General features: G+C 58.6%; 18 protein-coding genes. 8 read left to right on the forward strand and 10 right to left on the reverse strand.

The genetic code is table 11. From position 1 onward, the window contains the following. The first annotated feature begins 45 nt into the window (after positions 1–45). Entirely contained in the window at positions 46–4821 is a 4776-nt protein-coding gene (locus tag ATY79_RS19230; protein WP_088704608.1) for an NAD-glutamate dehydrogenase, read from the forward strand. Positions 4822–4848: 27 nt separating this feature from the next. Further along, a complete protein-coding gene (locus tag ATY79_RS19235) occupies positions 4849–6237 on the forward strand; it encodes an MFS transporter (RefSeq protein ID WP_189637166.1) in 1389 nt (462 codons plus the stop codon). 16 nt (positions 6238–6253) lie between these two features. Here ATY79_RS19235 and purH read toward each other — a convergent pair whose 3' ends face one another. The 4 genes from purH to htpX form a co-directional block, all read right to left on the reverse strand. Continuing rightward, positions 6254–7870 carry a bifunctional phosphoribosylaminoimidazolecarboxamide formyltransferase/IMP cyclohydrolase gene (gene purH / locus ATY79_RS19240; RefSeq protein ID WP_088693160.1) on the reverse strand — a complete coding sequence of 539 codons (1617 nt, stop codon included), beginning with the start codon at positions 7868–7870 and terminating at the stop codon, positions 6254–6256. A 95-nt stretch (positions 7871–7965) separates the two neighbouring features. Continuing rightward, a complete protein-coding gene (locus ATY79_RS19245; protein ID WP_088704609.1) occupies positions 7966–9630 on the reverse strand; it encodes a heparinase II/III family protein in 1665 nt (554 codons plus the stop codon). 110 nt (positions 9631–9740) lie between these two features. Further along, positions 9741–11135 (reverse strand): RsmB/NOP family class I SAM-dependent RNA methyltransferase, encoded by a 1395-nt coding sequence (locus ATY79_RS19250; protein ID WP_189637161.1) that lies wholly within the window; start codon positions 11133–11135, stop codon positions 9741–9743. Next, positions 11126–12088, reverse strand: a complete 963-nt coding sequence (gene htpX, locus ATY79_RS19255; protein WP_088693162.1) for a zinc metalloprotease HtpX — start codon at positions 12086–12088, stop codon at positions 11126–11128. Before htpX ends, ATY79_RS19250 begins: the two co-directional genes overlap by 10 nt. A 123-nt stretch (positions 12089–12211) precedes the next feature. Here htpX and ATY79_RS19260 point away from each other — a divergent pair, with 123 nt between their 5' ends. Together ATY79_RS19260 and ATY79_RS19265 are read left to right on the forward strand one after the other, a co-directional pair. Then, on the forward strand, positions 12212–12436 hold the full coding sequence (locus ATY79_RS19260; RefSeq protein ID WP_088693163.1) for a DUF1674 domain-containing protein: 225 nt from the start codon (positions 12212–12214) through the stop codon (positions 12434–12436). Positions 12437–12484: 48 nt separating this feature from the next. Further along, on the forward strand, positions 12485–12934 hold the full coding sequence (locus tag ATY79_RS19265; protein ID WP_088704610.1) for a thermonuclease family protein: 450 nt from the start codon (positions 12485–12487) through the stop codon (positions 12932–12934). A gap of 32 nt (positions 12935–12966) precedes the next feature. Here the strand turns inward: ATY79_RS19265 and acs are convergent, their stop codons facing one another. After that, on the reverse strand, positions 12967–14922 hold the full coding sequence (acs, locus tag ATY79_RS19270; protein WP_088693165.1) for an acetate--CoA ligase: 1956 nt from the start codon (positions 14920–14922) through the stop codon (positions 12967–12969). 228 nt (positions 14923–15150) lie between these two features. Between acs and ATY79_RS19275 the strand changes: the two genes are divergently transcribed. After that, positions 15151–15849, forward strand: coding sequence for a DUF1013 domain-containing protein (locus ATY79_RS19275; protein ID WP_088704611.1), 699 nt, complete (start codon positions 15151–15153; stop codon positions 15847–15849). A 57-nt stretch (positions 15850–15906) separates the two neighbouring features. Here ATY79_RS19275 and ATY79_RS19280 read toward each other — a convergent pair whose 3' ends face one another. Both ATY79_RS19280 and ATY79_RS19285 read right to left on the reverse strand, forming a co-directional pair. Continuing rightward, positions 15907–17817, reverse strand: a complete 1911-nt coding sequence (locus ATY79_RS19280; RefSeq protein WP_088704612.1) for a propionyl-CoA synthetase — start codon at positions 17815–17817, stop codon at positions 15907–15909. An 82-nt stretch (positions 17818–17899) separates the two neighbouring features. Next, a complete protein-coding gene (locus tag ATY79_RS19285; RefSeq protein ID WP_088704613.1) occupies positions 17900–18559 on the reverse strand; it encodes a YggS family pyridoxal phosphate-dependent enzyme in 660 nt (219 codons plus the stop codon). Positions 18560–18759: 200 nt separating this feature from the next. Between ATY79_RS19285 and leuS the strand changes: the two genes are divergently transcribed. From leuS to holA, 3 genes are read left to right on the forward strand one after another with little or no spacing between them, the layout of a single operon-like run. After that, a complete protein-coding gene (leuS, locus tag ATY79_RS19290; RefSeq protein WP_088704614.1) occupies positions 18760–21390 on the forward strand; it encodes a leucine--tRNA ligase in 2631 nt (876 codons plus the stop codon). After that, positions 21380–21901, forward strand: a complete 522-nt coding sequence (gene lptE / locus ATY79_RS19295) for an LPS assembly lipoprotein LptE (protein WP_088704615.1) — start codon at positions 21380–21382, stop codon at positions 21899–21901. The genes leuS and lptE overlap by 11 nt, the downstream gene beginning before the upstream one ends. Positions 21902–21913: 12 nt before the next feature. After that, complete coding sequence (gene holA / locus ATY79_RS19300) at positions 21914–22948, forward strand: DNA polymerase III subunit delta (protein WP_088704616.1); 1035 nt, start codon at positions 21914–21916, stop codon at positions 22946–22948. A gap of 9 nt (positions 22949–22957) precedes the next feature. Here holA and ATY79_RS19305 read toward each other — a convergent pair whose 3' ends face one another. The 3 genes from ATY79_RS19305 to rsmG are packed head-to-tail and all read right to left on the reverse strand — an operon-like array spanning position 22958 to position 25300. Next, the gene (locus tag ATY79_RS19305) at positions 22958–23842 is read right to left on the reverse strand and encodes a ParB/RepB/Spo0J family partition protein (protein WP_088704617.1); all 885 of its coding nucleotides are present in this window, start codon (positions 23840–23842) and stop codon (positions 22958–22960) included. A gap of 28 nt (positions 23843–23870) precedes the next feature. After that, positions 23871–24665, reverse strand: a complete 795-nt coding sequence (locus ATY79_RS19310; RefSeq protein ID WP_088704618.1) for a ParA family protein — start codon at positions 24663–24665, stop codon at positions 23871–23873. 17 nt (positions 24666–24682) lie between these two features. After that, positions 24683–25300, reverse strand: coding sequence for a 16S rRNA (guanine(527)-N(7))-methyltransferase RsmG (gene rsmG, locus ATY79_RS19315; RefSeq protein WP_088704619.1), 618 nt, complete (start codon positions 25298–25300; stop codon positions 24683–24685). Between the last annotated feature and the right edge of the window lie 8 nt (positions 25301–25308).

The raw sequence follows: 25308 nt of genomic DNA on the forward strand, positions 1-25308 counted from the left end.
TTCTGCTAACTTGCGCCAAATCGAGGAGATGAGGGAGTATCTGAGATGGCCGGTCGAAACAATCCGAAGCGAGAAAAACAGCTCGAGAGCGCAACCAAAATCGCGGCCGCAACCGGGGAGACCTTCCTCGATCCCGAGTTCCTGTTCGGGCGCGCCAGCGGCGACGACCTGGAACGCTACACACCGGAGATGCTGGCGCTTTCCGCCGCGCATTCAGCGAAAGAACTTGCAGCCTGGGCAGGCAATTCGGCGCGCATCACCATCGACACCATCCCTGACGTGGAGCCTGACGGCGTTGCCGTGTCCATTCTTTCGGTCACCGACCACAACATGCCGTTCTTGTATGAATCGGTGATGGGAGAGGTCACCAGCAGCTATCGCGACCTCTATATGGCCGTGCATCCGATCCTTGTGATGGAGGACGGCAAAGCGCCGGAACTTTATACTGCCGACCTCCCGAGTGAGCCGGCCAATCGCGTCAGCCATATTCAGCTGCACCTTGCACCGCTGACGACGGCCCAGGCAGCCGACCTCGTCAAACGGGTGAAGACCGTGGTCGAACAGGTGCGCGTGACGGTTTCCGACTGGAAGCCGATGCTCGATAAGCTCGGAACGGTCATTGACGAGCTTTCCGCCTACAATGCCAGCCGCAGGAAAGCGGAACGGGATGAAGCGCTCGCCTTCCTGACGTGGCTGCGCGATGCAAACTTTACTTTCCTCGGGATGCGCGAGTACGTCTACTCGGGCAGAGGCGCGAACGCGAAGGTAGAGCGTGACAAAGGCACCGGTCTCGGCATCCTTTCAAACCCCGACGTGCTCGTTTTGCGCACCGGCAAGGATGCCGTAACGACGACACCTGAAATTCTGGCATTCCTCGATGGACCGGATTTTCTGATTGTCACCAAAGCGAACGTGAAATCGATCGTCCATCGCCGCGCCTATATGGACTATGTCGGCGTGAAGCGCTTTGATGCCGACGGGAATGTTACCGGCGAACTGCGCATTGTCGGTCTCTTCACTTCAACCGCCTATACGTCTCTCGCCAGCGATATCCCTCTACTTCGCTCCAAGATCGAGCGGGTGAAGGAACATTTCGGCTTCGACCCGATGAGTCACTCGGGCCGTATGCTCGACAACACGCTGGAATCCTACCCGCGCGACGACCTTTTCCAGATCGACACGACGCTTCTGGCGAGCTTTGCCGAGCAGATCAATGATCTGGCCGACCGGCCGCGTGTGCGCGCGCTGCCACGCATCGATCACTTTGACCGCTTCGTTTCAGTGATCGTTTATGTGCCGCGCGAAGAATACGACTCGATCGTGCGAGAAAAGATCGGAACTCATCTGAAAACGGTCTATGACGGCCGCGTCTCGGCTTATTACCCGGCCTTTCCTGAAGGCGGCGTTGCCCGCGTCCATTTCATCATCGGCCGGTCCGGTGGCAAAACCCCGCGTGTGCCACAGGCAAAGCTGGAAGAGGCAATTCGTGCCATCACCGCGCGCTGGGATGACCGCTTCGAGGCTCTGGCTGGACCCAAGGCTCCCCAGTTGCGCGTGAGCCACGCCTTCCAGGATCTCTTCCCGCCGGAAGAAACCTTTTACGATCTCGAGGATATCGCCGCTTGCGCAGCCGGAGAACCAATCCGCATTGCGTTCTACACGCGAGAAAAAGACGGCGTTGAGCTGCTTTGCCTGAAGATTTTCCATTCCGGCGGCCAGCTCGCTTTGTCTCGCCGCGTGCCATTGCTCGAGAACCTCGGCTTTAACGTCATCAGCGAGGGAACATTCGACATCGATGTAACCCTCCACGGTGGCCCCGAAACACTGGTGGTGCTGCATGATATGGAACTCGAGCCTCGCGGAGGCATTCAAATTGACCTCCATCGTCATGGAGAGATGTTGGAAGAAGCGTTCCTCGCAGCGTTCAGCGGCGTGATCGACAATGACAACTTCAACCGCTTGATCATCTCGGCGGGTCTGACTGCGCGTGAAACCAGCGTCCTTCGTGCCTATGCACGCTATCTACGGCAGGCCGGCATTCCATACTCACTGGACTATATCGCTACGACGCTCGACAAGTATCCGGTCATCGCGGCGATGATCTTCCGGCTGTTCTACGACGCGCTCGATCCGAAAATTTCCGAGAAGGCGCGGATCAAGAAGGCGACCGAACATCACCAAAGGATCGAGAAGGCTCTCTCCGATGTGCCAAGTCTCGACGACGATCGAATTCTGCGCCGCTACGTCAACGTCGTCGATGCGACACTGCGAACCAACTACTTCCAGCGCAATCAAGACGGCTCGCCGAGGGCTATGCTGGCCTTCAAGCTCGATCCGCATCAGGTGGACGGATTGCCCGAACCGCGACCCTTCCGCGAGATGTTCGTCTATGGCGTCGAAGTCGAAGGCGTGCACCTGCGCTTCGGCAAGGTGGCGCGTGGCGGTCTGCGGTGGTCGGACCGTGCTGAAGACTATCGAACCGAAGTGCTGGGGCTTGTGAAAGCACAACAGGTCAAGAACGCGGTGATCGTGCCGGTTGGCGCGAAGGGCGGCTTTTATCCGAAGAAACTCCCGGTCGGCGGCAGCCGCGACGAGATCTTCAACGCCGGCCGTGAAGCTTACAAGACGTATATCCGTACGCTGCTGTCCATTACCGACAACATCAGTGGCGCCGATATCTTGCCGCCGAAGGACACGGTCAGGCTTGACGGCGACGACCCCTATTTCGTCGTGGCCGCCGACAAGGGCACCGCTACCTTCTCGGACACCGCCAACGCGCTAGCTCAGGAGGCTGGCTTCTGGCTGGACGATGCGTTCGCTTCGGGCGGCTCGGCCGGCTACGATCACAAGAAGATGGGCATCACCGCCCGCGGCGCCTGGGAAACGGTAAAGCGCCACTTCCGTGAAATGGACATCGACATCCAGACGACGCCCTTCACCGTTGCCGGCGTTGGCGACATGTCCGGCGATGTATTCGGCAACGGCATGTTGTTGTCGCCAAAGATCCGGCTGATCGCCGCGTTCGACCACCGCGACATTTTCATCGATCCGGATCCGGATATGGCGAAGACGCTCGCAGAACGGCAGCGGCTCTTCAACCTGGCGCGGTCGAGCTGGCAGGATTTCGACAAGAGCGTTCTTTCGAAGGGCGCCATGATCATTTCCCGATCGGCAAAGTCCGTCACACTAACGCCGGAAGCGGTGGCTGCGATCGGTATCGACAAGACGGTAGCAACGCCATTTGAGATCATGACGGCTATTCTGAAGAGCCCGGTTGATCTGCTGTGGTTCGGCGGGATCGGCACCTACGTCAAAGCGCCGTCGGAAACCGACGCCGAGGTCGGCGACCGTGCCAACGACCCCATTCGTGTTGCGGCGGAAGATGTGCGTGCCAAGGTGATCGGCGAGGGCGCAAATCTTGGCGTCACGCAGAAGGGCCGCATCGCCTACGGCCTGAGAGGCGGACGCTGCAATTCCGACGCGATCGACAATTCGGCCGGCGTCAACACGTCGGACGTCGAGGTCAACATCAAGATCGCGCTTGCCGCTGCAATGCATGACAATCGCCTCACGCGGGCAAAGCGCGACCAGCTCCTCGCATCGATGACGGACGAGGTCGCGAAGCTTGTGCTCAGGAACAACTATTTGCAATCCCTGGCGATTTCGCTGACGGAGCACAAAGGCACGGCCAACGGGCTGGAACTCGCGCGCCTTATGACGGTACTGGAAGGTGCCAAGCAACTGAACCGCAAGGTTGAAACGCTTCCTGACGATACTGTCCTTGCTGAGCGCTATGCGGCAGGCAGGCCACTGACCCGACCCGAGATCGGCGTTCTGCTTTCCTATGCCAAGATCGTGCTGTTCGATGCCCTGGCCGCCAGCGATTTGCCCGATGATCCATATTTCAATACAACGCTTTCGAACTACTTCCCTGCAAAAATGCGCAAGACGAACGCGTCCGACATCGATTCCCATCGTCTGAAACGCGAGATCATTGCGACCGTACTCGCCAACGAAGCGATCAATCGTGGCGGCCCCGGCTTCGCCGTCAGCATGATGGATGCCACCGCGGCATCCGCGCCGGAAGTTGTTCGAGCTGCGATCATAGCCCGTGACGGTTTCGATCTCGGGCGGCTCTGGACCGAAACGGATGCCTTGGATGGCAAGATCGGCGGCCAGATGCAGAACCGCATCTACGAGGAGATCAGCCACACCTTCACGGTGTTGACGCGTCTGCTTCTGAAGACACAGATGGCCAAGGGCGATATGGCGGCTACGATCGAGGGGCTCCAGACAGCCCTGAAGAAGCTCAAGCCGATCTTCGCCAGCCATACAGTGCCCGAGCTCGAGGCACGCCAGCAGGAGTATCGCGAGGCCGGTGTGCCCGATAAGCTGGCCGCCGAGATTTCTGGGCTGCTCGGCTTTGCGCTCGTGCCTGAGATCATGCAGATCGCCGAGCGCACAGGCGAACCGCTGGCGCGCGCGGCGGAAAGCTATTTTGCCGTCTCCCAGACCTTCCGGATCGGGCGCTTGCTTGCCGCCGGCTCACGGATCATCACAGCTGACCATTACGAGAACCTGGCGCTGGCCCGCAGTATCGACCAGATCGCCAGCGCGCGACGCGACATCGTCATTTCGGCACTTGCCAACCACGGCAAGGATAAGCTTCCAGTCCAAGCTTGGCATGCCGGCGATCGCATCAGGATCAACCGGATAGCAGAAGAACTGTCCGGGCTGAGCGACAGCGGCGACCCGAACCTTGCCCGCATCACCGTGGCTGCTGGCCTGTTGAGCGATCTTGCGCGCGACGGGGCGAGGTGAGACAGTTCCGCTCGGAATCAGGAGCGGATTGTGAATCGCATCGACTGGACGGGAACGCAGCCGGCTAGGGCATCGGAGAAGGGCATCTGGGGCTGGATGCTCTTCGACTGGGCAGCCCAGCCATTCTTCACTGTTGTGACGACCTTCATCTTCGGCCCGTACTTCGTGTCGCGTCTGACGGCCGATCCGGTCTCCGCCCAGGCAATGTGGAGCAACATGGCGACGATCTCCTCGGTGATCATCGCCATCTTGTCGCCCGTCCTCGGTTCGATCGCCGATCAGTCCGGCGCCCGAAAGCCCTGGATCGCTTTCTTTGCGATCATCAAGATTGCGAGCCTCTTCGGCCTCTGGTTTGCGGCCCCTGGTTCGCCGCTGATCTATCCCATGATCTTCATGATCCTGGCTTCGATCGCGGCCGAGTTCTCTATCGTCTTCAACGATTCCATGATGCCGCGGCTCGTCAGCAAGGACGAGGTCGGAAAATTATCCAATACGGCTTGGGGCCTCGGCTATCTCGGCGGGATGATTGTCCTGATCGCGGTAGTGGTCTTGCTCGCCGGCAATCTCGAATCCGGCAAAACAATTCTCGGTCTTGAGCCCCTGTTCGGTCTCGATGCGCACCAGGGAGAGGATGCCCGCATCACGGGGCCGATTTCGGCCGTCTGGTACCTGATCTTTATTCTCCCGATGTTCTTTTTTACGCCCGACATCAGCAAGGGGCTCCCGTTCGGTGCCGCGGTGCGGACCGGCTTTACCGAGTTGAAAAGCACGCTTGGCGAGCTCAAGCAACGCCATGGCATTCTTCGCTTCCTGATCGCGCGGATGATCTATCAGGATGGCGTCAACGGACTACTGATCCTCGGCGGCGCTTTTGCCGCCGGAATGTTTGGATGGGCGACGATCGAGATAGGGATCTACGGAATTATACTCAACGTCGTTGCGATCTTCGGCTGTATCATTGCCGGTCGCGTCGATCGGCGCATAGGCTCCAAATCAACGATCGTCATCAGCCTGACGATGTTGCTGCTCGCCACCATCGGCATAGTGTCGACTGGGCCTGGATACACACTCTTTGGCCTGCTTGAGCTGCCAACCGCCGATTCCGGCGGCCTTTTCGGGACGGCAGCCGAGAAAGCCTATATTGCCTATGGCCTGTTGATCGGACTCGCCTTCGGCCCCGTGCAGGCCTCGTCCCGCTCCTACCTCGCACGCAGCGTAAGCCTGCACGAGGCAGGCCGTTATTTTGGCATCTATGCGCTTTCAGGGCGCGCTACGAGCTTCATGGCGACGCTGTTCTTTTCCGTCGTGACCTATGTGACCGGCTCGTCACGGCTTGGAATGGCAACACTCGTACTTTTCCTCGCTGCAGGACTGATCCTACTTGTCCGTACGCCCTATCCCGCGGACAGGGCGTAACGGAAGAGGCCACCGGTTAGTGGCGGAAGTGCCGCATACCGGTAAAGACCATCGCGACATTGTGCTCGTTGGCGGCGTCGATCACTTCCTGGTCGCGCATCGATCCACCCGGCTGGATAACCGCCGTCGCACCGGCTGCAATCATCGACAACAAGCCGTCGGCAAAGGGCAGGAAGGCTTCCGAGGCCACGGCCGAGCCGCGCGTCAACGGTTCTACGAGCCCGAGAGCTCTGGCCGCTTCCTCGGCCTTCAGGCCGGCGATACGGGCAGAATCCACACGACTCATCTGGCCTGCGCCAATGCCGGCTGTCTGTCCATCCTTGGCATAGACCACGGCGTTCGACTTGACATGCTTGGCAACCTTGAAGGCAAATTTCATGTCTTCGAGTTCCTGCTGGGTCGGCGCACGCTTGGTAACCACCTTCAGTTCAAGATCCTCGACCATGCCGTTGTCGCGGCTCTGCACGAGCAGGCCACCGGAGACGGTTTTCGCCGTCAGACCAGCAGAGCGCGGATCCGGCAGGCCGCCTGCAGTCAGTAACCGAAGGTTTGCCTTGCGTGCAACAATGGCTTTCGCCTCCTCGGTGACGTCGGGCGCGATGATGACTTCGGTAAAGAGCTTGATGATCTCTTCAGCGGTTTGCGCATCAAGAGTCTGGTTGAGCGCAATGATGCCCCCGAAGGCGGAGACGGAATCGCAGGCAAGCGCGCGCTTGTAAGCGTCGAGCAGGCTGGAACCCGTCGCCACGCCACAGGGATTTGCGTGCTTGATGATCGCGCAGGCCGCCGACTTCTCCGGTAGGAACTCGGCAACGAGCTCATAGGCCGCATCGGTGTCGTTGATGTTGTTGTAGGAGAGTTGCTTGCCCTGAAGCAGTGACGCGGTGGCAACGCCGGGACGACGGTCGCCTGTCACATAGAATGCCGCCTTCTGATGCGGATTCTCGCCGTAGCGCATCTCCTCCTTGAGCACACCGCCAATGACGCGATGACGCGGGGTGTCGATCGAAAGAGCCTCGGCAAACCAGTTGGAGATCATGGCGTCGTAAGCTGCCGTGCGAGCGAAGGCCTTGGCTGCCATCCGCTGGCGGAATGCGTAAGCGGTCTGGCCGGCATTCGAAGCGATCTGCTCGAGCAGTTCGGAATAGTCCGCTGGATCGGTCAGGATCGTTACGTAGGCGTGGTTCTTGGCCGATGCGCGGATCATCGCCGGACCGCCGATATCGATATTCTCGACGGTTGTCGGATAGTCACCGCCCGCAGCACGGACGTCCTCGAATGGATAGAGATTGATGACAGCAAGGTCGATACCCTCGATACCGTGCGCCTTCATCGCCGCCTGGTGTTCCGCATCATCGCGGATGGCAAGTAGGCCGCCATGCACTTTCGGGTGCAGGGTCTTCACTCGACCATCCATGATCTCAGGAAAACCTGTAACGTCGGAAACATCGGTCACGGCAAGTCCGGCCGCCGCAATTGCCTTATGAGTGCCGCCCGTTGATAGGAGGCGAACGCCTTTGTCGACAAGCGCACGCGCGAGTTCGACGATACCAGTTTTGTCCGATACCGAAAGCAACGCGGTCTTGACGGCGACCTTGTCGGGTGCGGGAATTTTCTTGGAAACAACGGCCATGAGGCTTCTCCATTTGGTTTTCAGGAGATATCCGGCGAGGGATAAGCGGATGATGGCGCCGCGTTAGCACAGCTTTGCGCCCGCGGAAACAGTCGCTAGCTCTTGCGCGATAAAAACCAGCGTATTTCCGGCCTGTCGGGATAGGAGAAGGCGATCTCGATCTGGTCGGATCCGCAAATGCCCGACGCGTCGGCAAAGAAGACGTCCTCGCCAATCAGCACTTCGTTGCCGGGCGTGGAGAACAGCCATGTTTCTCCATCGGGTGCCGTCATCATGATCGACTCTTTGTCGATTTGCTTTAGGTTGATAGAAGGGTGGGCATGGAAGCGTGCCACTGCGCGCACGGCCTCATCGACCTTGCCTTCCGGCGCAACCAGTCGATCACAGCCCGTGGCGATCAATCCCGTGGCGTTCAGGGTCAGTTCGCGCTCGTGCAGGATACCGAAGGCGTTGAGGTAGCCATCATGGCTTGCCTTGATCACGTCGCGGCCGTCATCGGTGAGCGCGCGATCAACATTCACGGCTTTCACGCCATCAGTAATCACATTCGCAACGAACTCGGACGGTGCAAAACGGCTTGATGAGGTGTCATTGACAGTGACGGTGCTATGCGCAGCGGTCGTTCGAGCAATCTGTACGTAGCGCCGCCCGGCGAATTTCGGCGACCCAGAATTAACGATAAAACGGTGACGTCCGGAGGACATCTCGAACGACAGACACCCGGCATGCGCTGTGCGGGACAGGCTCCCGGCAGGCGGCAGTCCGGTATCGGCAATAATTACGGTTCTTCCCGCCGCCAGCCGCTGATAGCGCGAATGGGGCATTGCCTTGAAGGGATCGCCCGCGGTCTCGTCATACCGAAGCAACGACATCAATTCCGTCGCGAGAGTCGACGTCGCGCCATTGAAAAGCGCGAGATCACCATCCTGATGCCTGAAAAAGCGCAGGGCCGGATACATGCGATCAATACCCGAGATCAGCTTCTGCGGCAGGTCATGACCGAGATTGACGTAGGTTTGCCGTAGCGGAAGGAGATCAAGGAGCAATTCCAACCCGACGCGTGGATTGCGCGAGATATGACCTCCGTCAGGCAGAATCTGGCTATCGAACTCCTGGTCCAATGCCTCGGCAGCGCGTCGAAGGGCGCCTGCGCGCGTTGGCATCGCAATGGAGGCCATCGCGAGAGCAATCCGCAATCGAAAGCGAACCTCACCGGGAGGCGCGTATTTTGCCATTCGACGCAGAAATCGCACTTGAAAGGCGAGCGAGCGCAAGAAGCGGCGATAGAAGCCGCGATCGGCATTGTGGAGAACAACAGGCGAATGCGAGAGCCAGGAAATCACGCGTTGCGCAGTAACATCGATCTCCCAGGCAATGCCCTCGATGCGGCCACCATGCAGCGACAGCCAGTTGTTGACGATGGAGCGGGCAACGCTTGAATGAAGGTCGCTCTTCTTGGTTCGCATGTGGCGGAGCCAGCCGAAGTTATGAAGCCGCAGCGCGAAAGCTCGAGACGGGAGGCTGAAATTGAAGGGCGACTTGCCGCCGGTCTCGAGGAGCCGACCGGCGAGCGGGAAGCGGCCGTTCAAAATCTCTTCGGCCACATGCGGATCAACTGCACGCAGGTCGGTCGGAGCGACGATTAAGCGTTCCGGGGCGTGAACCGTATGGCGGAAGAGACGCAGCCGCAGAATTGCTCCGCGGCACAGCGCGCGCCGCCAAGCCTCTCCCACGTAAAGAGTCGAGAACCCGGACCACATGTTTATTGTCTATTGACCCGCGTCGTTAAGAATAAGTGAATAAGCCCGGAATCAGTGACACTTACGTATCAAATTATGACAGGTGCTTAACTATGCCAGTTGCCATTCGATCAGGCAACACGGCGCATCACGACGGCGTAGAAGCCGTCAAGACCACCCGCAAAACCGGAGGGAACCTCGAGCATGTCGGGTGTCGTCCGGAACTCTCCAAGAGGGCTGATGGCAGACTCCAGGCCTGGCCAGTGCTCGGCCTCAATGGCGACGCGCTCGAGCATCGGTGCGTCCGAAAGAACGCGAGCGGCCACATCCTCTCCTTCGGCCGGATCAAGCGAGCAATTGGAAAAGACGATCGTGCCCCCGGGCTTCAACAGGGTTATAGCGTGGCGCAGCAATCGCTCCTGAAGCGCAGCAAGTTTCGCGATGTCCTCCGGCCCCTTGGCCCAAAGTACATCCGGATGCCGGCGCGTCGTCCCCGTCGATGAGCAGGGCGCATCCAGCAATATGGCGTCGAAAAGCTCCACCGGCTCGTATTTGGTGAGGTCGCTGGCAACCGTCTCGGCATTCAATCCAAGCCGATCAAGGTTCGCTCGCAGTCGCTTGATGCGGTTTTCGGACTGCTCGACGGCGGTAACCTTGCCTCCAGCAAGGATCAGCTGGGCCGTTTTTCCGCCGGGAGCTGCGCACAGATCGGCAACGCGTTTGCCCGCCAGGTCGCCAAACAGCTGAGCAGGGATACTGGCGGCTGCGTCCTGAACCCACCACGCGCCTTCCGCAAATCCTTCCAATGAGGGAACGCTACCCTCGAAGGCGGCAAGCCGAACACCACCGGTCGGCAGCACAAAGCCGCCCAGACGTCCCGCCCATCCCTGCGCGTCGTCTTTGACCGTAAGATCGATTGCGGCCGGCTCAAGTTGCGATTCAGAGATCGATTGTGCCCTTTCCTTGCCATAGGCCCTCTCGAGCCTGTCGAGAAACCATTCCGGCATCACCGGGGTCGAGCTGATCTCGGCAAGGATATGGTCCTTCTCGCGTCCAAGACGCCGCAGAACGGCATTCACCAACTTCGCAAAACGACGATTCCGCGGGTCCTGATTTGACTGCTCGACCGCGAGGTCGACCGCCGCATGATCCGGCACATCGAGGTAGAGAATCTGCGCGGCAGCGATCGCAAGCACATGGTGCAGCGCCCTTGCACCTTCGGGAAGCGGCGATTCAAGCAGGCGGGAGATCGCGGCATCGATCCGTGGCAAATGCCGCAACGTCGTATTGAGAATGGCGCGCACCAGGGCGCGGTCTCCCTCGTTGAGAGCCTTGTACACCGGATTGCCATGTTCATTGTCCAAGGCGCCGTCAAGTGAAAGCTTCCGGTCGACGACGGCCGCCAGGATCTTGGCAGCCGCAGCGCGAACCTGCAGTCCGGGTTTTGTTGGACCAGGAACAGACCCCTGATTGGATGACTTTGGTTTGCGAAATGGCTTTTTCTTGCCGTCTGAATTCAAGACCACGGACCTTTCGGCGGTTGTGAGCCACCGCGATCAAGACCGGTATTCGGAACCGAGCGCGATTTGCGCATCGGATTATCAGCGCGCGCCGTCGCCGTCGAGACATTCATGCCGCCACGTGCCATTTCCTGCAGAGCTGCAATCCGGTTTTCCGTGTTCGGGTGCGTAGAGAACAGATTGTCCATGCCAGCACCTGTCAGCGGATTGATGATGAACATATGGGCCGTCGCCGGGTTGCGCTCAGCATCATAGTTCGGCACATGCGAGGCGCTACGTGCAATCTTGCCGAGTGCCGAGGCAAGCCACAGCGGATTGCCGCAAATTTCTGCACCTCGGCGATCGGCCGAATATTCGCGCGTACGACTGATGGCCATCTGAACCATCATCGCGGCAAGCGGCGCGACAATCATTGCCAGCAATACCCCTATGAAACCCAGCGGATTGTTGTTGTTTCCCCGGTTGCCACTGAAGAAGAACGCAAAATTGCCAAGCATAGAAATCGCGCCGGCTAGGGTCGCCGTGATCGTCATCGTCAAGGTGTCACGGTTTTGCACGTGGGCCAACTCATGGGCCATGACGCCAGCCACTTCTTCCGGCGTCAGTGCGCTCAACAGGCCTGTGGACGCGGCAACGGCGGCGTTCTCGGGATTGCGACCTGTTGCGAAAGCATTTGGTTGCGGGCTATCGTAGAGATAGACCTTCGGCATGGGCAGGCCGGCATTGCGCGCCAGATCCCTGATGATCGCGAAGAACTCCGGGGCATTGCGCTCGTCGATCTCCTGCGCGTGATAGGCCGACAGCACCATGCGGTCGGAATTCCAATAGGAAAAGAAGTTCATCCCAGCGGCAATCACGAACGCGATCATCATGCCGCCGCGCCCGCCAATCAGAAAGCCGACGGCCATGAACAATGCGGTCATGAAGGCGAGCAACATGGCTGTACGGACGAGGTTCATCGCTATCTCCAAAGTACGCCTAAGCGGACCGCGCAAGGTTATAGGGTTTCAATTGCGGCGCCAGCGCTCTATGATTTGGTCATTCACCAGCCATTTTCAATATTTTTCGGGCGGAATCGCGTGATGCAAGCAGCGGACAATGACAACAACGAAACCCTGGCGACTGAAGCCGCCGAGGGTCCTCGCAAGTTGCTGTCGCCGGCTGCCAAGCGTGCGCTTGCCGAGGCCGAAGAGCGTCGGCGAAACGAGAAGCAAGTCGAAATGCCGCCCGAGATAGGTGGCCGCGGCGGTGCAGATCCTTCCCGCTTTGGAGACTGGGAAATCAACGGCAGAGCGATCGATTTCTAAGTAAATATTCCTATTGACTTCCCCTTGAGATCGGAATTTATTCCTTTCATGAGAAAGATTGTTTCCTTTGTCGCGCTGGCCCTCGCTGCGACGCCGGTAACGGCCGTTGCTTGCGACGAAATAGAGGGACCAGTATTCGCTGAAATCCTGAGAGTGATCGATGGTGACACTCTGCTGGTCGAAGCGCGCCCTTGGCCGCAGCAGACAATGGAAGTCTACGTTCGGATTCGCGGGATCGACGCCCCTGAGATGCACTCCAACTGTGCTGAAATAAGGTGTGCGGGGATCGACGCTCGCCACGCTCTGGAAAACCTGACATCCGGATCACCCGAGATCCATCTTACGCAGATTGCCGGCGACAAGTATTTCGGTCGTATCCTGGCCAACGTCACCCTTTCGGATGGCAAGAATCCGGCTCAAGACCTTTTGGAAGAAGGAATCGTGCGCGCCCATGACGGCGGCCGAAAACCGCGAGAAACATGCCCGGCAGAGAACTGAAGCCGCCCCGATCGCTCGGAGCGGCTTTTTTCTTAGGCGGCCGTCTTGTTCTGCCGGTTGGCGATCAGATCGTCGACAACAGCCGGATCGGCGAGCGTCGAGGTATCACCCAGCGAGCCGAAGTCGTCCTCGGCGATCTTGCGCAGGATACGGCGCATGATCTTGCCCGAACGGGTCTTCGGAAGCCCCGGTGCAAACTGGATCTTGTCGGGTGCCGCGATTGGGCCGATTTCGCTGCGAACATGCTTGACCAGTTGCTGCCGCAAATCGTCCGAGCCTTCATTGCCCGCCATCAGCGTGACATAGCAGTAAATGCCCTGACCCTTGATCGGGTGCGGATAGCCAACGACGGCGGCTTCCGAGACGAGGTTGTGCGAAACAAGCGCCGATTCGACCTCGGCGGTACCCAGACGGTGGCCTGAAACGTTCAGCACGTCATCGACGCGACCGGTAATCCAGTAGTAGCCGTCTTCATCCCGTCGGCAGCCATCGCCGGTGAAATACTTGCCCTTGTAGGTCGAGAAATATGTCTGGATGAAGCGCTCGTGGTCGCCATAGACGGTGCGCATCTGTCCCGGCCAACTGTCGGTAATGCAGAGGTTTCCATCGGCAGCACCCTCGAGCACATTGCCTTCGTTGTCGACCAACTGCGGCTTGATGCCGAAGAACGGCTTCGTCGCGGACCCCGGTTTAAGGTCAGTGGCGCCCGGCAGTGGCGTGATCATGTGACCCCCGGTTTCCGTCTGCCACCAGGTATCGATAACAGGGCAACGCTTATCGCCAACGACGTTATAATACCATTCCCACGCTTCCGGATTGATCGGCTCGCCAACCGTGCCGAGCAGGCGAAGGCTGGAGCGCGACGAGCGCGTGACGAAGTGGTCGCCGGCACCCATCAGAGAGCGAATCGCCGTTGGCGCCGTGTAGAAGATATTGACCTTGTGCTTGTCGATGACTTCCCAGAACCGGCCCTGGTCCGGAAAATTCGGAACACCTTCGAACATCAGCGTCGTCGCACAGTTCGCAAGCGGACCGTAAACAATGTACGAGTGCCCGGTGACCCAGCCCACGTCGGCGGTGCACCAGTAGATATCGCCCGGGTGGTAATCGAAGACATACTCGTGGGTCATTGCCGCGTAGACGAGATAGCCGCCCGTCGTGTGCAACACACCCTTGGGCTTTCCAGTCGAGCCAGAGGTGTAAAGGATGAACAACGGATCCTCCGCCTTCATCTTCACGGGCGGGCACTCCGGCTTAACCGTAGCGATTTCCTGATGGTACCAGAGATCGCGGCCGGGCGCCCATCCTGTCTTGCCGCCAGTACGCCGCACCACGACAACCTTGTCGACGATGACATGCTGACGAGCGGCGATATGAATTGCCGTGTCGGTATTGTCCTTCAACGGCACGGGCCTGCCGCCGCGCACGCCTTCGTCGCAGGTGATGACGAAGGTGGATTCGCAATCGACGATACGGCCTGCCAGCGCTTCCGGCGAGAAACCGCCAAACACGACCGAATGAACCGCACCGATGCGGGCACAGGCGAGCATGGCATAGGCCGCCTCTGGGATCATCGGCATGTAGATGGTAACGCGATCGCCCTTCTTGACGCCATGTTTCTTCATGACGTTCGCCATGCGGCACACGTGCTCATAGAGCTCGTTGTAGGTAATCTTCTTGTCGACGTACGGATTGTCGCCCTCGAAGATGATAGCCACCTGGTTGCCGTTCGTCTTCAGGTGCCGGTCAATGCAGTTGTAAGAAACGTTCGTCTGCCCATCCTCGAACCACTTGATCGAGACCCTACCTCTGAAGGACGTGTTTTTGACCTTGGTGTAAGGTTTGAACCAATCGATCCGCTTGCCATGCTTGCCCCAGAACTTATCGGGGTTCTCGACGCTTTCCTCGTACCATTGCTCGTACTTGGCCTTATCGATAAGCGCATGGTTCTTCACCGGCTTTTGCACCGGGTAGATCTTTTCGGACATGGAATTCCTCCTCACTCGGATACCGGGCGGCCAAAAAGCGAAGCAGCCCTGACTGGCTTTAGGCATTCATAGCAGGTCGCATCTGCCCGGCAATTAGACAAAGGTCATTTCATTCGTGATCAATTGCAATTCTGCGTCACTGCGGTTATATAGCGCCATATTTCCCGGACATAGTGGTGACAATCCACGGACCGCGACACCGGCGCGGACGACAGAAGGACTATATCCATGGCTCAACAATTGCTCATGCCGAAGGCGACTGCCATCTGGCTCGTCGACAACACAGCCCTGTCATTCGACCAGATCGCGCAGTTCTGCAGACTGCATCCGCTCGAAGTGAAGGCAATTGCCGACGGCGAAGCCGCGCAAGGCATCAAGGGTCTCGATCCGATTGCCACCGGTCAGCTTTCGCGCGACGAAATCGCCCGCGCAGAAAAGAACCCGGCGCACAAGCTGAAGCTCTCCGAGCCCAAGGTTCGCGTGCCCGAATCCAAGCGCCGCGGCCCACGCTACACGCCGGTTTCCAAGCGTCAGGATCGCCCGAATGCCATTCTCTGGCTGGTGCGCAATCATCCGGAACTGAAGGATGCGCAGATTTCCCGCCTCGTCGGCACCACGAAGTCGACGATCGAGCAAATTCGCGAACGTACTCACTGGAACTCCGCAAACCTCGCGCCGATGGACCCGGTAACACTCGGCCTTTGCAGCCAGATCGATCTCGACATGGAAGTCGAAAAGGCGGCGAAGGGCCGTCCGCTGCCGACCGCCGCCGAGCTTGGCGCAACCCTGCAGTCGGCCCACGAAACCGAGCGTCTGACGGGCCATGAGCGCGAAGAGGAGAAGGAAATCGACGCCGATGCCGTCTTCGCAAAGCTCAAGTCTCTGAAGTCTTCCCCGAAGGACGAGGACGAAGACGATCAGTATTGATTGTCTCAGATGATCGACACTCAAGGCCCTGCGTAAGCGGGGCCTTTTCGTTTGCGCCTACATCGGCAGGGAACCGAACCCACGCTTGCGCAGCGCTTCGGCTATTTCCTCGAGAATAATGGGATCGTCGATCGTTGCCGGCATTTTCCACGGCACGCCATCGGCGATCTTCTGGATTGTGCCGCGCAAGATCTTGCCGGAGCGGGTCTTGGGAAGGCGATCGACGGTTATCGCGGTCTTGAACGCGGCCACCGGGCCGATCGAGTCACGGATCAACTGCACGACCTCAGATTCAATCGCCGATGTTTCCCGTGAAACATTCTTCTTCAGAACGAGAAAGCCACAGGGTGCCTGGCCCTTCAGTTGGTCAGCAATTCCGACCACCGCACATTCGGCGACATCCGGATGCATCGCACAAACCTCCTCCATTGCCCCCGTGGACAGACGATGGCCAGCGCAGTTGATGATGTCGTCGGTCCGCGACATGATGAAGAGATAACCATCTGCGTCGATGTAGCCGGCGTCCGCGGTTTTGTAATAGCCAGGAAATTCCGCCAGATAGGCTGAACGGAAGCGCTCGTCGGCATTCCACAGCGTGGGCAGGCAACCGGGGGGCAGGGGAAGCTCGACAACGATGTTTCCAAGCGTCCCCGGCCCAACCGGGTGCCCGGCATCGTCGAGTACGTGGATGCCGTAGCCGGGCATGGCCACAGATGGCGAGCCGTGCTTCACGGCCAAAGCCTCAAGGCCGAGCGGGTTCGCCACCATCGGCCATCCGGTTTCCGTCTGCCACCAATGATCGATCACGGGAACATCAAGCATCCGCTCGGCCCATTTCAGCGTCTCCGGATCGGCACGCTCTCCTGCGAGGAACAGCGCACGAAAATTCGGCATTGCGTATGCCTTGATATGGATACCATCGCTATCTTCGCGGCGAATGGCACGAAACGCCGTGGGCGCGGTAAAAAGAACACGAACATCATGCTCCGACGCGATGCGCCAGAAGACACCAGCATCAGGCGTGCCAACCGGCTTTCCCTCAAAAATCACACTGGCAGCGCCCACGAGAAGCGGCGCATAGACAACGTAGGAATGGCCAACGACCCAACCTATATCGGAAGCCGCCCAGAACACCTCACCAGGCTTGATGCCGAAGATATTCGCCATGGACCAGGCGAGGGCGACCATGTGGCCGCCATTATCACGCACAACGCCCTTGGGCTGGCCGGTCGTGCCTGATGTATAGAGAATGTAGAGTTCGTCCGTCGCCTCGACGGGAGTGCATTCGACGTTCACACCGCGATTTCTCGCGACGGCGGCTTCGAAATCCTCGTCACGACCATCAACCAGCTCTGCCACGAGCTGCGGCCTCTGCAGGACAAGACAACGGGCCGGCTTCGACTTCGCGATGGCGATCGCCAGATCGACCAGGGGCTTGTAGGGCACCACTCGCCCCGGTTCGAGCCCGCAACTTGCGGTGAGGATTAGTTTCGCTCCCGAATCGTCGATTCGTGCGGCAAGTTCATTTGCCGCAAAGCCGCCAAACACAACGGAATGAACTGCGCCGATGCGGGCGCAGGCGAGCATGGCAAAGACCGCCTGCGGCACCATTGGCATATAGATGATGACGCGGTCGCCCTTGGCAATTCCGCGCTCGTGCAGCGTCACTGCAATGGCGCTCACTTCGGCAAGGACTTCGCCATAAGTAAATGCAGTCTTCGCACCACTAATCGGGCTATCGTAGATAAAGGCAGTATCGTCGCCGCGGCCAGACCGAACGTGGCGGTCAAGACAATTGAAGCAGGTATTGGTTTCGCCTCCAGCAAACCAACGGCCATAGGGGCCATACTCCGGCGAGAAAGTCCGGGTCGGCTGTTTGAACCAGTCGATATCCGCGGCTGCCTCGCGCCAGAAGGCCTCCGGATCGCTCCTCCAGCTGGCGTAGGTCTGGCGATAGCTTCCCTGCATCTGCTCCTCCCCAGGACATGCAAGTTATCCTATCAATCTAGGAGAGGTCTGCCGGGAGAGGAAGCCCGACGAAAGCAGCGTATCAACGGGCGCCGAAGATCGCGGACCCGACGCGCACGCTGGTCGCCCCAAAGGCAACGGCCGTTTCATAGTCGCCAGACATTCCCATCGAGAGTTTCTCGACGCCGCAGTCCTTTGCAAGCTTCGCAAGCAACGCGAAATGTGGGCCGGGATTTTCATCCGCGGGCGGGATGCACATCAATCCCTCGACGGTGAGGCCGAGTTCGTCACGACAGAAAGCCACAAACATCACGACGTCGTCCGGCGCGATCCCAGCCTTCTGCGGTTCAAGCCCGGTGTTGACCTGAACATAGAGCCGAGGGGTCCTCGCTTGACGCTTCATCTCGTCCGCCAGGACACGGGCGATCTTTTCGCGGTCGATGGTTTCAATGACATCAAATAGCGCGACTGCCTCGGCCGCCTTGTTCGACTGCAATGGGCCGATGAGATGGAGTTCGATGCCTGGCGTTTCGGCTTTCAGTTCAGGCCATTTTCCCTGGCTTTCCTGAACCCTATTTTCCCCAAAGATCCGCTGCCCGGCCTGAAGCGCGGGGCGGATCGCGTCTGCGTCGAATGTCTTTGAAACGGCGACAAGCTGAACCGAACCGTCGGGCCGTCCGCCCCGTTGTTCAGCCACAGAGATACGCGAGCGCACATCGTTCAATCGCTCTTCAAGATCCATCACTCGCCCTCGACATGACCGCATGGGAAGATGGCCATGCACTAAACGCCCGGGCTGTGCTTGCCAAGGCCCACACACCGGAAATCTTGGCCGACAGATCGGGATCGGACGCCTGCCGCACCCGTAAAACTTGACGCTACGGTGGTTTCATGGTGAAGGTCACCACCAACTTCCCCTGATTTTTCGGAAATACGAATACCATGGCAACCGAACGTTATAACCCGCGCGATGCTGAACCTCGCTGGCAGCAGAAATGGAACGAAGCGAAGGTCTTTGAGACCGACAACAGCGATCCGCGCGAGAAGTATTACGTCCTCGAAATGTTTCCGTATCCATCCGGCCGCATCCACATGGGCCATGTGCGGAACTACGCAATGGGTGATGTCGTAGCCCGCTACAAGCGCGCTCGCGGCTATAACGTGCTGCATCCCATGGGGTGGGACGCCTTTGGCATGCCGGCCGAGAATGCTGCCATGGAGCGCGGCGTGCATCCGGCATCCTGGACCTACCAGAATATCGCGTCAATGAAGTCCCAGTTGAAGGCGATGGGCCTCTCGCTGGACTGGAGCCGCGAATTCGCGACCTGCGATGTCGCCTATTATCAGCACCAACAGCATCTCTTCCTGGACTTCCTCGAGAAAGGGCTCGTCTATCGCAAGCAGTCGAAGGTGAACTGGGATCCGGTCGACAATACGGTGCTCGCCAACGAACAGGTGATTGACGGACGCGGCTGGCGTTCCGGCGCACTGGTTGAGCAACGGGAATTGACGCAGTGGTTCTTCAAAATCACCGACTTCAGCCAGGATCTGCTCGAGGCGTTGGATACGCTTGATCAGTGGCCGGAAAAGGTTCGACTGATGCAGAAGAACTGGATCGGCCGCTCCGAGGGCATGATGCTGCGCTGGGAGATCGTGCAGGAGACAGCTCCAGCCGGAGAAACCGAGATCGAGGTCTACACGACACGGCCGGACACACTTTTCGGCGCGTCGTTCCTGGCGATCGCGGCCGACCATCCGCTGGCCAAGGATGCCGCCGCGAAGAATCCGACTATCGATTCCTTTTGCGAAGAATGCCGCCGCGCCGGAACCTCGCTTGCTGCGCTGGAAACTGCAGAGAAGAGGGGCATCGATACCGGCATTCGCGTCAGACATCCTCTCGACCCTTCGTGGGAGTTGCCAGTCTACATCGCAAACTTCGTCCTTATGGACTACGGCACCGGTGCGATTTTCGGCTGCCCGTCCGGTGACCAGCGCGACCTCGATTTTGCGCGGAAGTACGGTTTGCCTGTAGTTCCAGTTGTCATGCCGGCAGATGGTGATGCTGCGACCTTCAGTGTCGGCGACGTCGCCTATGATGGCGACGGCGTCATGATCAACTCACGCTTCCTCGACGGAAAGTCCACCAGCGAGGCGTTCGAAATCGTCGCTGACCGTCTGTCATCGATGACGCTCGGTAATGCTTCACAAGGCGAGCGTAAGGTGAACTTCCGCTTGCGCGATTGGGGCATCTCGCGTCAGCGCTATTGGGGTTGCCCGATCCCAGTGATCCATTGTGATGATTGTGGTGTCGTTCCCGTTCCAAAGAAGGACCTGCCGGTAAAGCTGCCGGAAGATGTAACCTTCGACCAGCCGGGCAATCCGCTCGATCGTCATCCGACCTGGCGGCATGTCGCTTGCCCGCAGTGCGGCGAGGACGCGCGACGGGAAACCGATACGATGGATACTTTTGTCGACTCAAGCTGGTACTTCACGCGCTTCACGGCGCCTTGGGAAACCAAGCCGACCGACCCGAGCGCTGCCAATCGGTGGCTGCCGGTCGATCAGTACATTGGCGGCATCGAGCACGCGATCCTGCACCTCCTCTATTCCCGCTTCTTCACTCGGGCGATGCGCGAGACAGGCCACGTCGACGCCAAGGAGCCATTCAAGGGTCTTTTCACGCAGGGTATGGTCGTGCACGAGACATACAGCCGCGGCACGGGTATGAGCCGCGAGTGGGTCGCACCGGCGGACATTCGCATCGAGGAACTGGAAGGGAAACGGCGCGCCTATCACCTCTCCAACGGCGAGGAAGTCGCGATCGGATCGATCGAGAAGATGTCGAAGTCGAAGAAGAATGTCGTCGATCCGGACGATATCATCGCTTCTTACGGCGCGGACACCGCCCGTTTCTTCGTGCTTTCGGATTCGCCGCCGGAGCGCGACGTCATCTGGTCGGAAGCAGGCGTCGAAGGCGCTCACCGGTTCACGCAGCGACTGTGGCGTCTGATTGCCGAGGCATCGGATAATCTGCGAGAAGTGGTGCCGACTCCGGCTAAGGATGGGGAAGCTCAGGCTATTTCGCAAATCGCGCACAAGACTCTGAAGGCGGTCCAGAACGACTACGATCGTCTCTGGTTCAACAAGGCTGTTGCGCGGATCTACGAGCTCGTCAACGCATTGGCCTCACCCTTGACCCGCGTCGCCGCAGGTGAGGGCGATATGGCGTATCGCGCCGCCGTGCGCAACGCCGCGGAGATCCTTATTCAGCTGGTAGCACCGATGACGCCACATCTGGCCGAAGAGTGCTGGGCAGTGCTGGGTAACGACGGTTTGCTGGCGCACACCGATTGGCCACGTTATGACGAGGGCCTTGTCGTTGAAAACGATGTGGTTTTGCCGGTTCAGATCAACGGCAAGAAGCGCGCCGAATTGACAATTTCTCGCGACGCAGATCAGAATGCCGTTACCGAAAGTGTGCTCGCATTGGATGATGTCAAGAAGGCTCTGAACGGTCAGACGCCTAAGAAGATCATCGTGGTTCCGCAAAGGATTGTGAACATTGTCGTTTGATATCGCTTTTAAGCTGCTACGCGGCTCGGGCATGGCCGCAATCGTTGCATCCACGGCCTTTCTTGCATCCTGCCAGGTTCGCCCTCTTTATTCCGAAAGCTCCGGCGTCGCGGGTAAACTCGCGTCTGTCGGCTTCTCGGAAGCGACGAGCCGCGTCGAGCAAGAAGTTCGCAATCGACTGATCTTCATCGCTTCACGCGGTGGTGGCGAGCCCGAGAACCCAGATTATAAGGTCGAACTCAGTGTTCGATCAAACGTCATCAGCACTCTGCTTGTCGCGTCATCAGATGAGTCTCTGGCCGGACGCGCGACTGTCAGCGTTGACTACACCCTGAAGTCGACGAAGGATGGCCACGTCATCAAGGCCGGCAATCGCTATGCGACGGCCCTGCTTGACTTTCCAGGCCAGGAGTTTGCCAAGCAGCGCGCCATCCGCGACGCCGAGAACCGCGCCGCACGGCAGGCTGCCGAATTTGTTGGTGCCGATATTGCGGCTGCGCTTGGCCGCTAAGGAGCGGATTGTATGGCGGAGATCAAATCGCACGAGTTTGAGAGCTTTCTTGAGCGATCCGCCCGCAACTACCGCCTCTTCGTAATCTATGGACCGGATCGTGGCCTTGTATCGGAGCGCGCGACCTTGCTTGCCGGCAAGACAGGCGTTTCGCTGGAAGACCCATTTTCACTGATCAAGCTCGATATCGCCGACTTGCAGCGAGACCAGGGCCGGCTCTTGGACGAGGCTGGGGCGATCGGTCTTTTCGGGGGCGATAAGCTTATCTGGATCCGGGGAGCCGCCAACGAAAAATATCTTGTGGATTCCCTGCAGGCTCTTTCGGCGAGCACGCCGGAGGGCACATTTGTCATCATCGAGGCTGGGGACCTCAAGAAGGGCTCGCTCCTGCGCAAAGGCGCCGAGACCGCCCGCAATGTCATGGCGATACCTTGCTACTCCGACGATGCGCGCGCGCTTAACAGCTTGATAGACAGTGAACTTTCAAGCGCCGGTCTCGGCATAACGCCAGCTGCGCGCCAGGCCTTGCTGGAGCTTATTGGTGGGGACCGGATTGCCTCTCGCAACGAACTTAGAAAGCTCGCACTCTACTGCCGCGGTAAGTCGACGATAGAAGAGCACCAAGTTACGGAAATTATAGGCGACGCCAGCGCAATTTCGGTGGATGACGCCGTCGATGCGGTGCTGAGCGGCAATCCAACCAGCTTCCTGCACGCGATGCAGAAGATCATGTCGTCCAAGACTGCCGTGTTTCTCGTTATCCAGGCCTGTCTGAAGCAATTTCAGTTGCTGGATGCCATGAAGACCGAAATGGAAGAGAAGCGATTGCCGTCCGCGCAAGTCATGCAGACGCTCGGCCGTCATCTGCATTTTCGACGAAAGCCAATTATCGAACAAGCACTTCGAACTTGGTCTACAGAGGCCATAGCACGAGAAGCCAATCGTCTGCAGGCCGCCATCTTGCAGACCCGCAAGCGTGCGTCCCTCGAAGACAGTATCGCGCTCCAAACACTACTTTCAACCACACTGCAGTCGGCGCGCCGGTAGCGTTTCCCTTCAGCGGCGCTCGAGAAGACGGCAGATTTCCTCCAGCTGCTCCAACGACTTATAGGATATTCTGATCTGACCGCCGCTTGCTTTGTGATTGATCGTCACATCAAGACCGAGTGCATCGGTTAGGGTCCGTTCCAAGGCCAACGTATCTGAATCCTTCTGATCCTTTTGATGCGCCAAGGGTCTCGGCTCGGACTGAGCCTTGATATCATTTTGAGCCAAACGTTCGGCGTCACGTACCGACATGCCCTTTGATACGATCGTTCGGGCGAGGGCGACCGGATCAGAGGTCGGCACCAAAGCGCGGGCATGACCGGCCGAAAGGCTTCCAGCGGCCAAGAGATCTCGGACAGGCTCCGGCAGCTTCAGAAGCCGCAACGAGTTCGCCACATGGCTGCGGCTCTTGCCGATGATTTCACCGAGATCGTTCTGGGTATAGCCGTATTCCGCGATGAGTTGCTCATAGCCGAGCGCCTCTTCCAGCGGATTGAGGTCGGTGCGCTGAACGTTTTCAACGATCGCAATTTCGAGAGCGGTCTTGTCATCGACATCGCGCACGATCACAGGAATCTCGACGAGGCCGGCAAGCTGCGCCGCACGCCACCGTCTTTCGCCGGCTATGATCTCGTACTGGTTGGTTGCCAGAGTCCGGACGACAACGGGCTGAACGATGCCGTGTTGCCGAATAGAACTTGCAAGCTCGTGCAATTCGCCATCATCGAAGAACCGCCGAGGGTTGCGCGGATTACGACTGACGAACTCGATCGGCACCATTTGATCGGCGCTTACTCCGCGACTGGGCGCGTCAACAGGCATCGGCTGATCCATCTCACCGATCAATGCGGCCAGACCGCGCCCAAGTCTTCTTTTCGAGACGTCATCGTTCATGTCTTAACTCGCCATTATCTCTTTCAAATCACGCCGCAAGACGTTGACGTTCGCGTTGAATAACCTCCGACGCCAACTGGAGATATGCCTGACTCCCTGCGCACTTCAGATCGTAGAGAATCGCCGGCTTGCCGTAGGACGGTGCTTCCGATACGCGAACGTTCCGTGGAATCAACGTATGGTAGACTTTCTCGCCAAGATGCGTACGGACATCGTTAACAACCTGTTGCGCCAGATTGTTACGGGAATCGAACATCGTCAGTACGATCCCCTGGATATCAAGGTGGGGATTGACCGTGCGCCGCACCTGGTCGACGGTTTCTAGCAGCTGACTCAGGCCCTCCAGCGCAAAAAACTCGCACTGCAGCGGCACAAGCACGGAATGCGCGGCTGCCATAGCGTTCATGGTGAGCAGATTGAAGGAGGGAGGGCAGTCCACGAGAATATAAGAAAAGCGAAAAGCCGTTTCCTTCGCCAGCGCCTTCTTCAACTTGAAAACACGATCGCTTTGACTCGCGATCTCCATCTCAATACCGAGGAGGTCCATCGTCGACGGCACGATATGGAGATTTGGAACGGCAGTTTCCTGCGACACCTCTTCAATTCCGTAATCGCCCAGCAACAGATCATAGGAAGATAGCCGGCGATGCTTTCGGTCGATGCCTAGACCAGTACTGGCGTTTCCCTGAGGATCGAGATCTACGATCAAGACCCGCTCACCGATTGCTGCAAGCGCCGTCGCTAAATTGATCGCCGTCGTGGTCTTACCGACGCCGCCCTTCTGATTTGCAATGGTGATTATCCGATTTCGTTCGCCAGCCATAGCCAAAGCCCGATCTGTTAAGCCACGCGCTGGAGATTGAAGATTTCCAAAATGACAGAATCCTGCTCGACAGCGCTCATATGTTCTAACAGATCGAATCCCCAGCCACCATGCGCTTTATTGAGCTCGCTCCGGTAATCCCGGCCTTTATGAAGATAGGCGCGAAGTTTTGCGTTCCGTTTCGACCACGGTTCAATATAACCAAAGAGCTTCTCGAGATCAGCAAGCGCCCGCGCGGACACGAAATCACAATCTTCCACGATCGATGGAGCATCCTCGATCCGAACCGGGTGTACAGACCCTCTGCCGCCGGTTTCGCGGAGGGCCGTGCGCAGGAATGCTGCCTTCTTATGATTGCTCTCAACGAGATGAACCCACCCTGCACCAAGCTCGGCCAACATGATAGCCGTGACGATCCCGGGAAAGCCACCTCCGCTGCCTAGATCGATCCAGCGAAGGGGGGTTGATTGGAGTTGGAAAATCTGAGCCGAATCGGCGATGTGGCGGTTCCACGCATCATCCAGGGTCGACGGCGCACTCAAGTTGATCGACCGCGCCCATTTTTGAAAGAGCGCCACGAAATGTTCGAGACGCTCCTGTGTTTCACGTGAAACACGTCGACCGTTCAGTTGCATTGTAGGAC

Origin of the sequence: Rhizobium sp. R693 (genome assembly GCF_002211315.1) — a bacterium.
Taxonomy (GTDB): Bacteria; Pseudomonadota; Alphaproteobacteria; order Rhizobiales; family Rhizobiaceae; genus Rhizobium.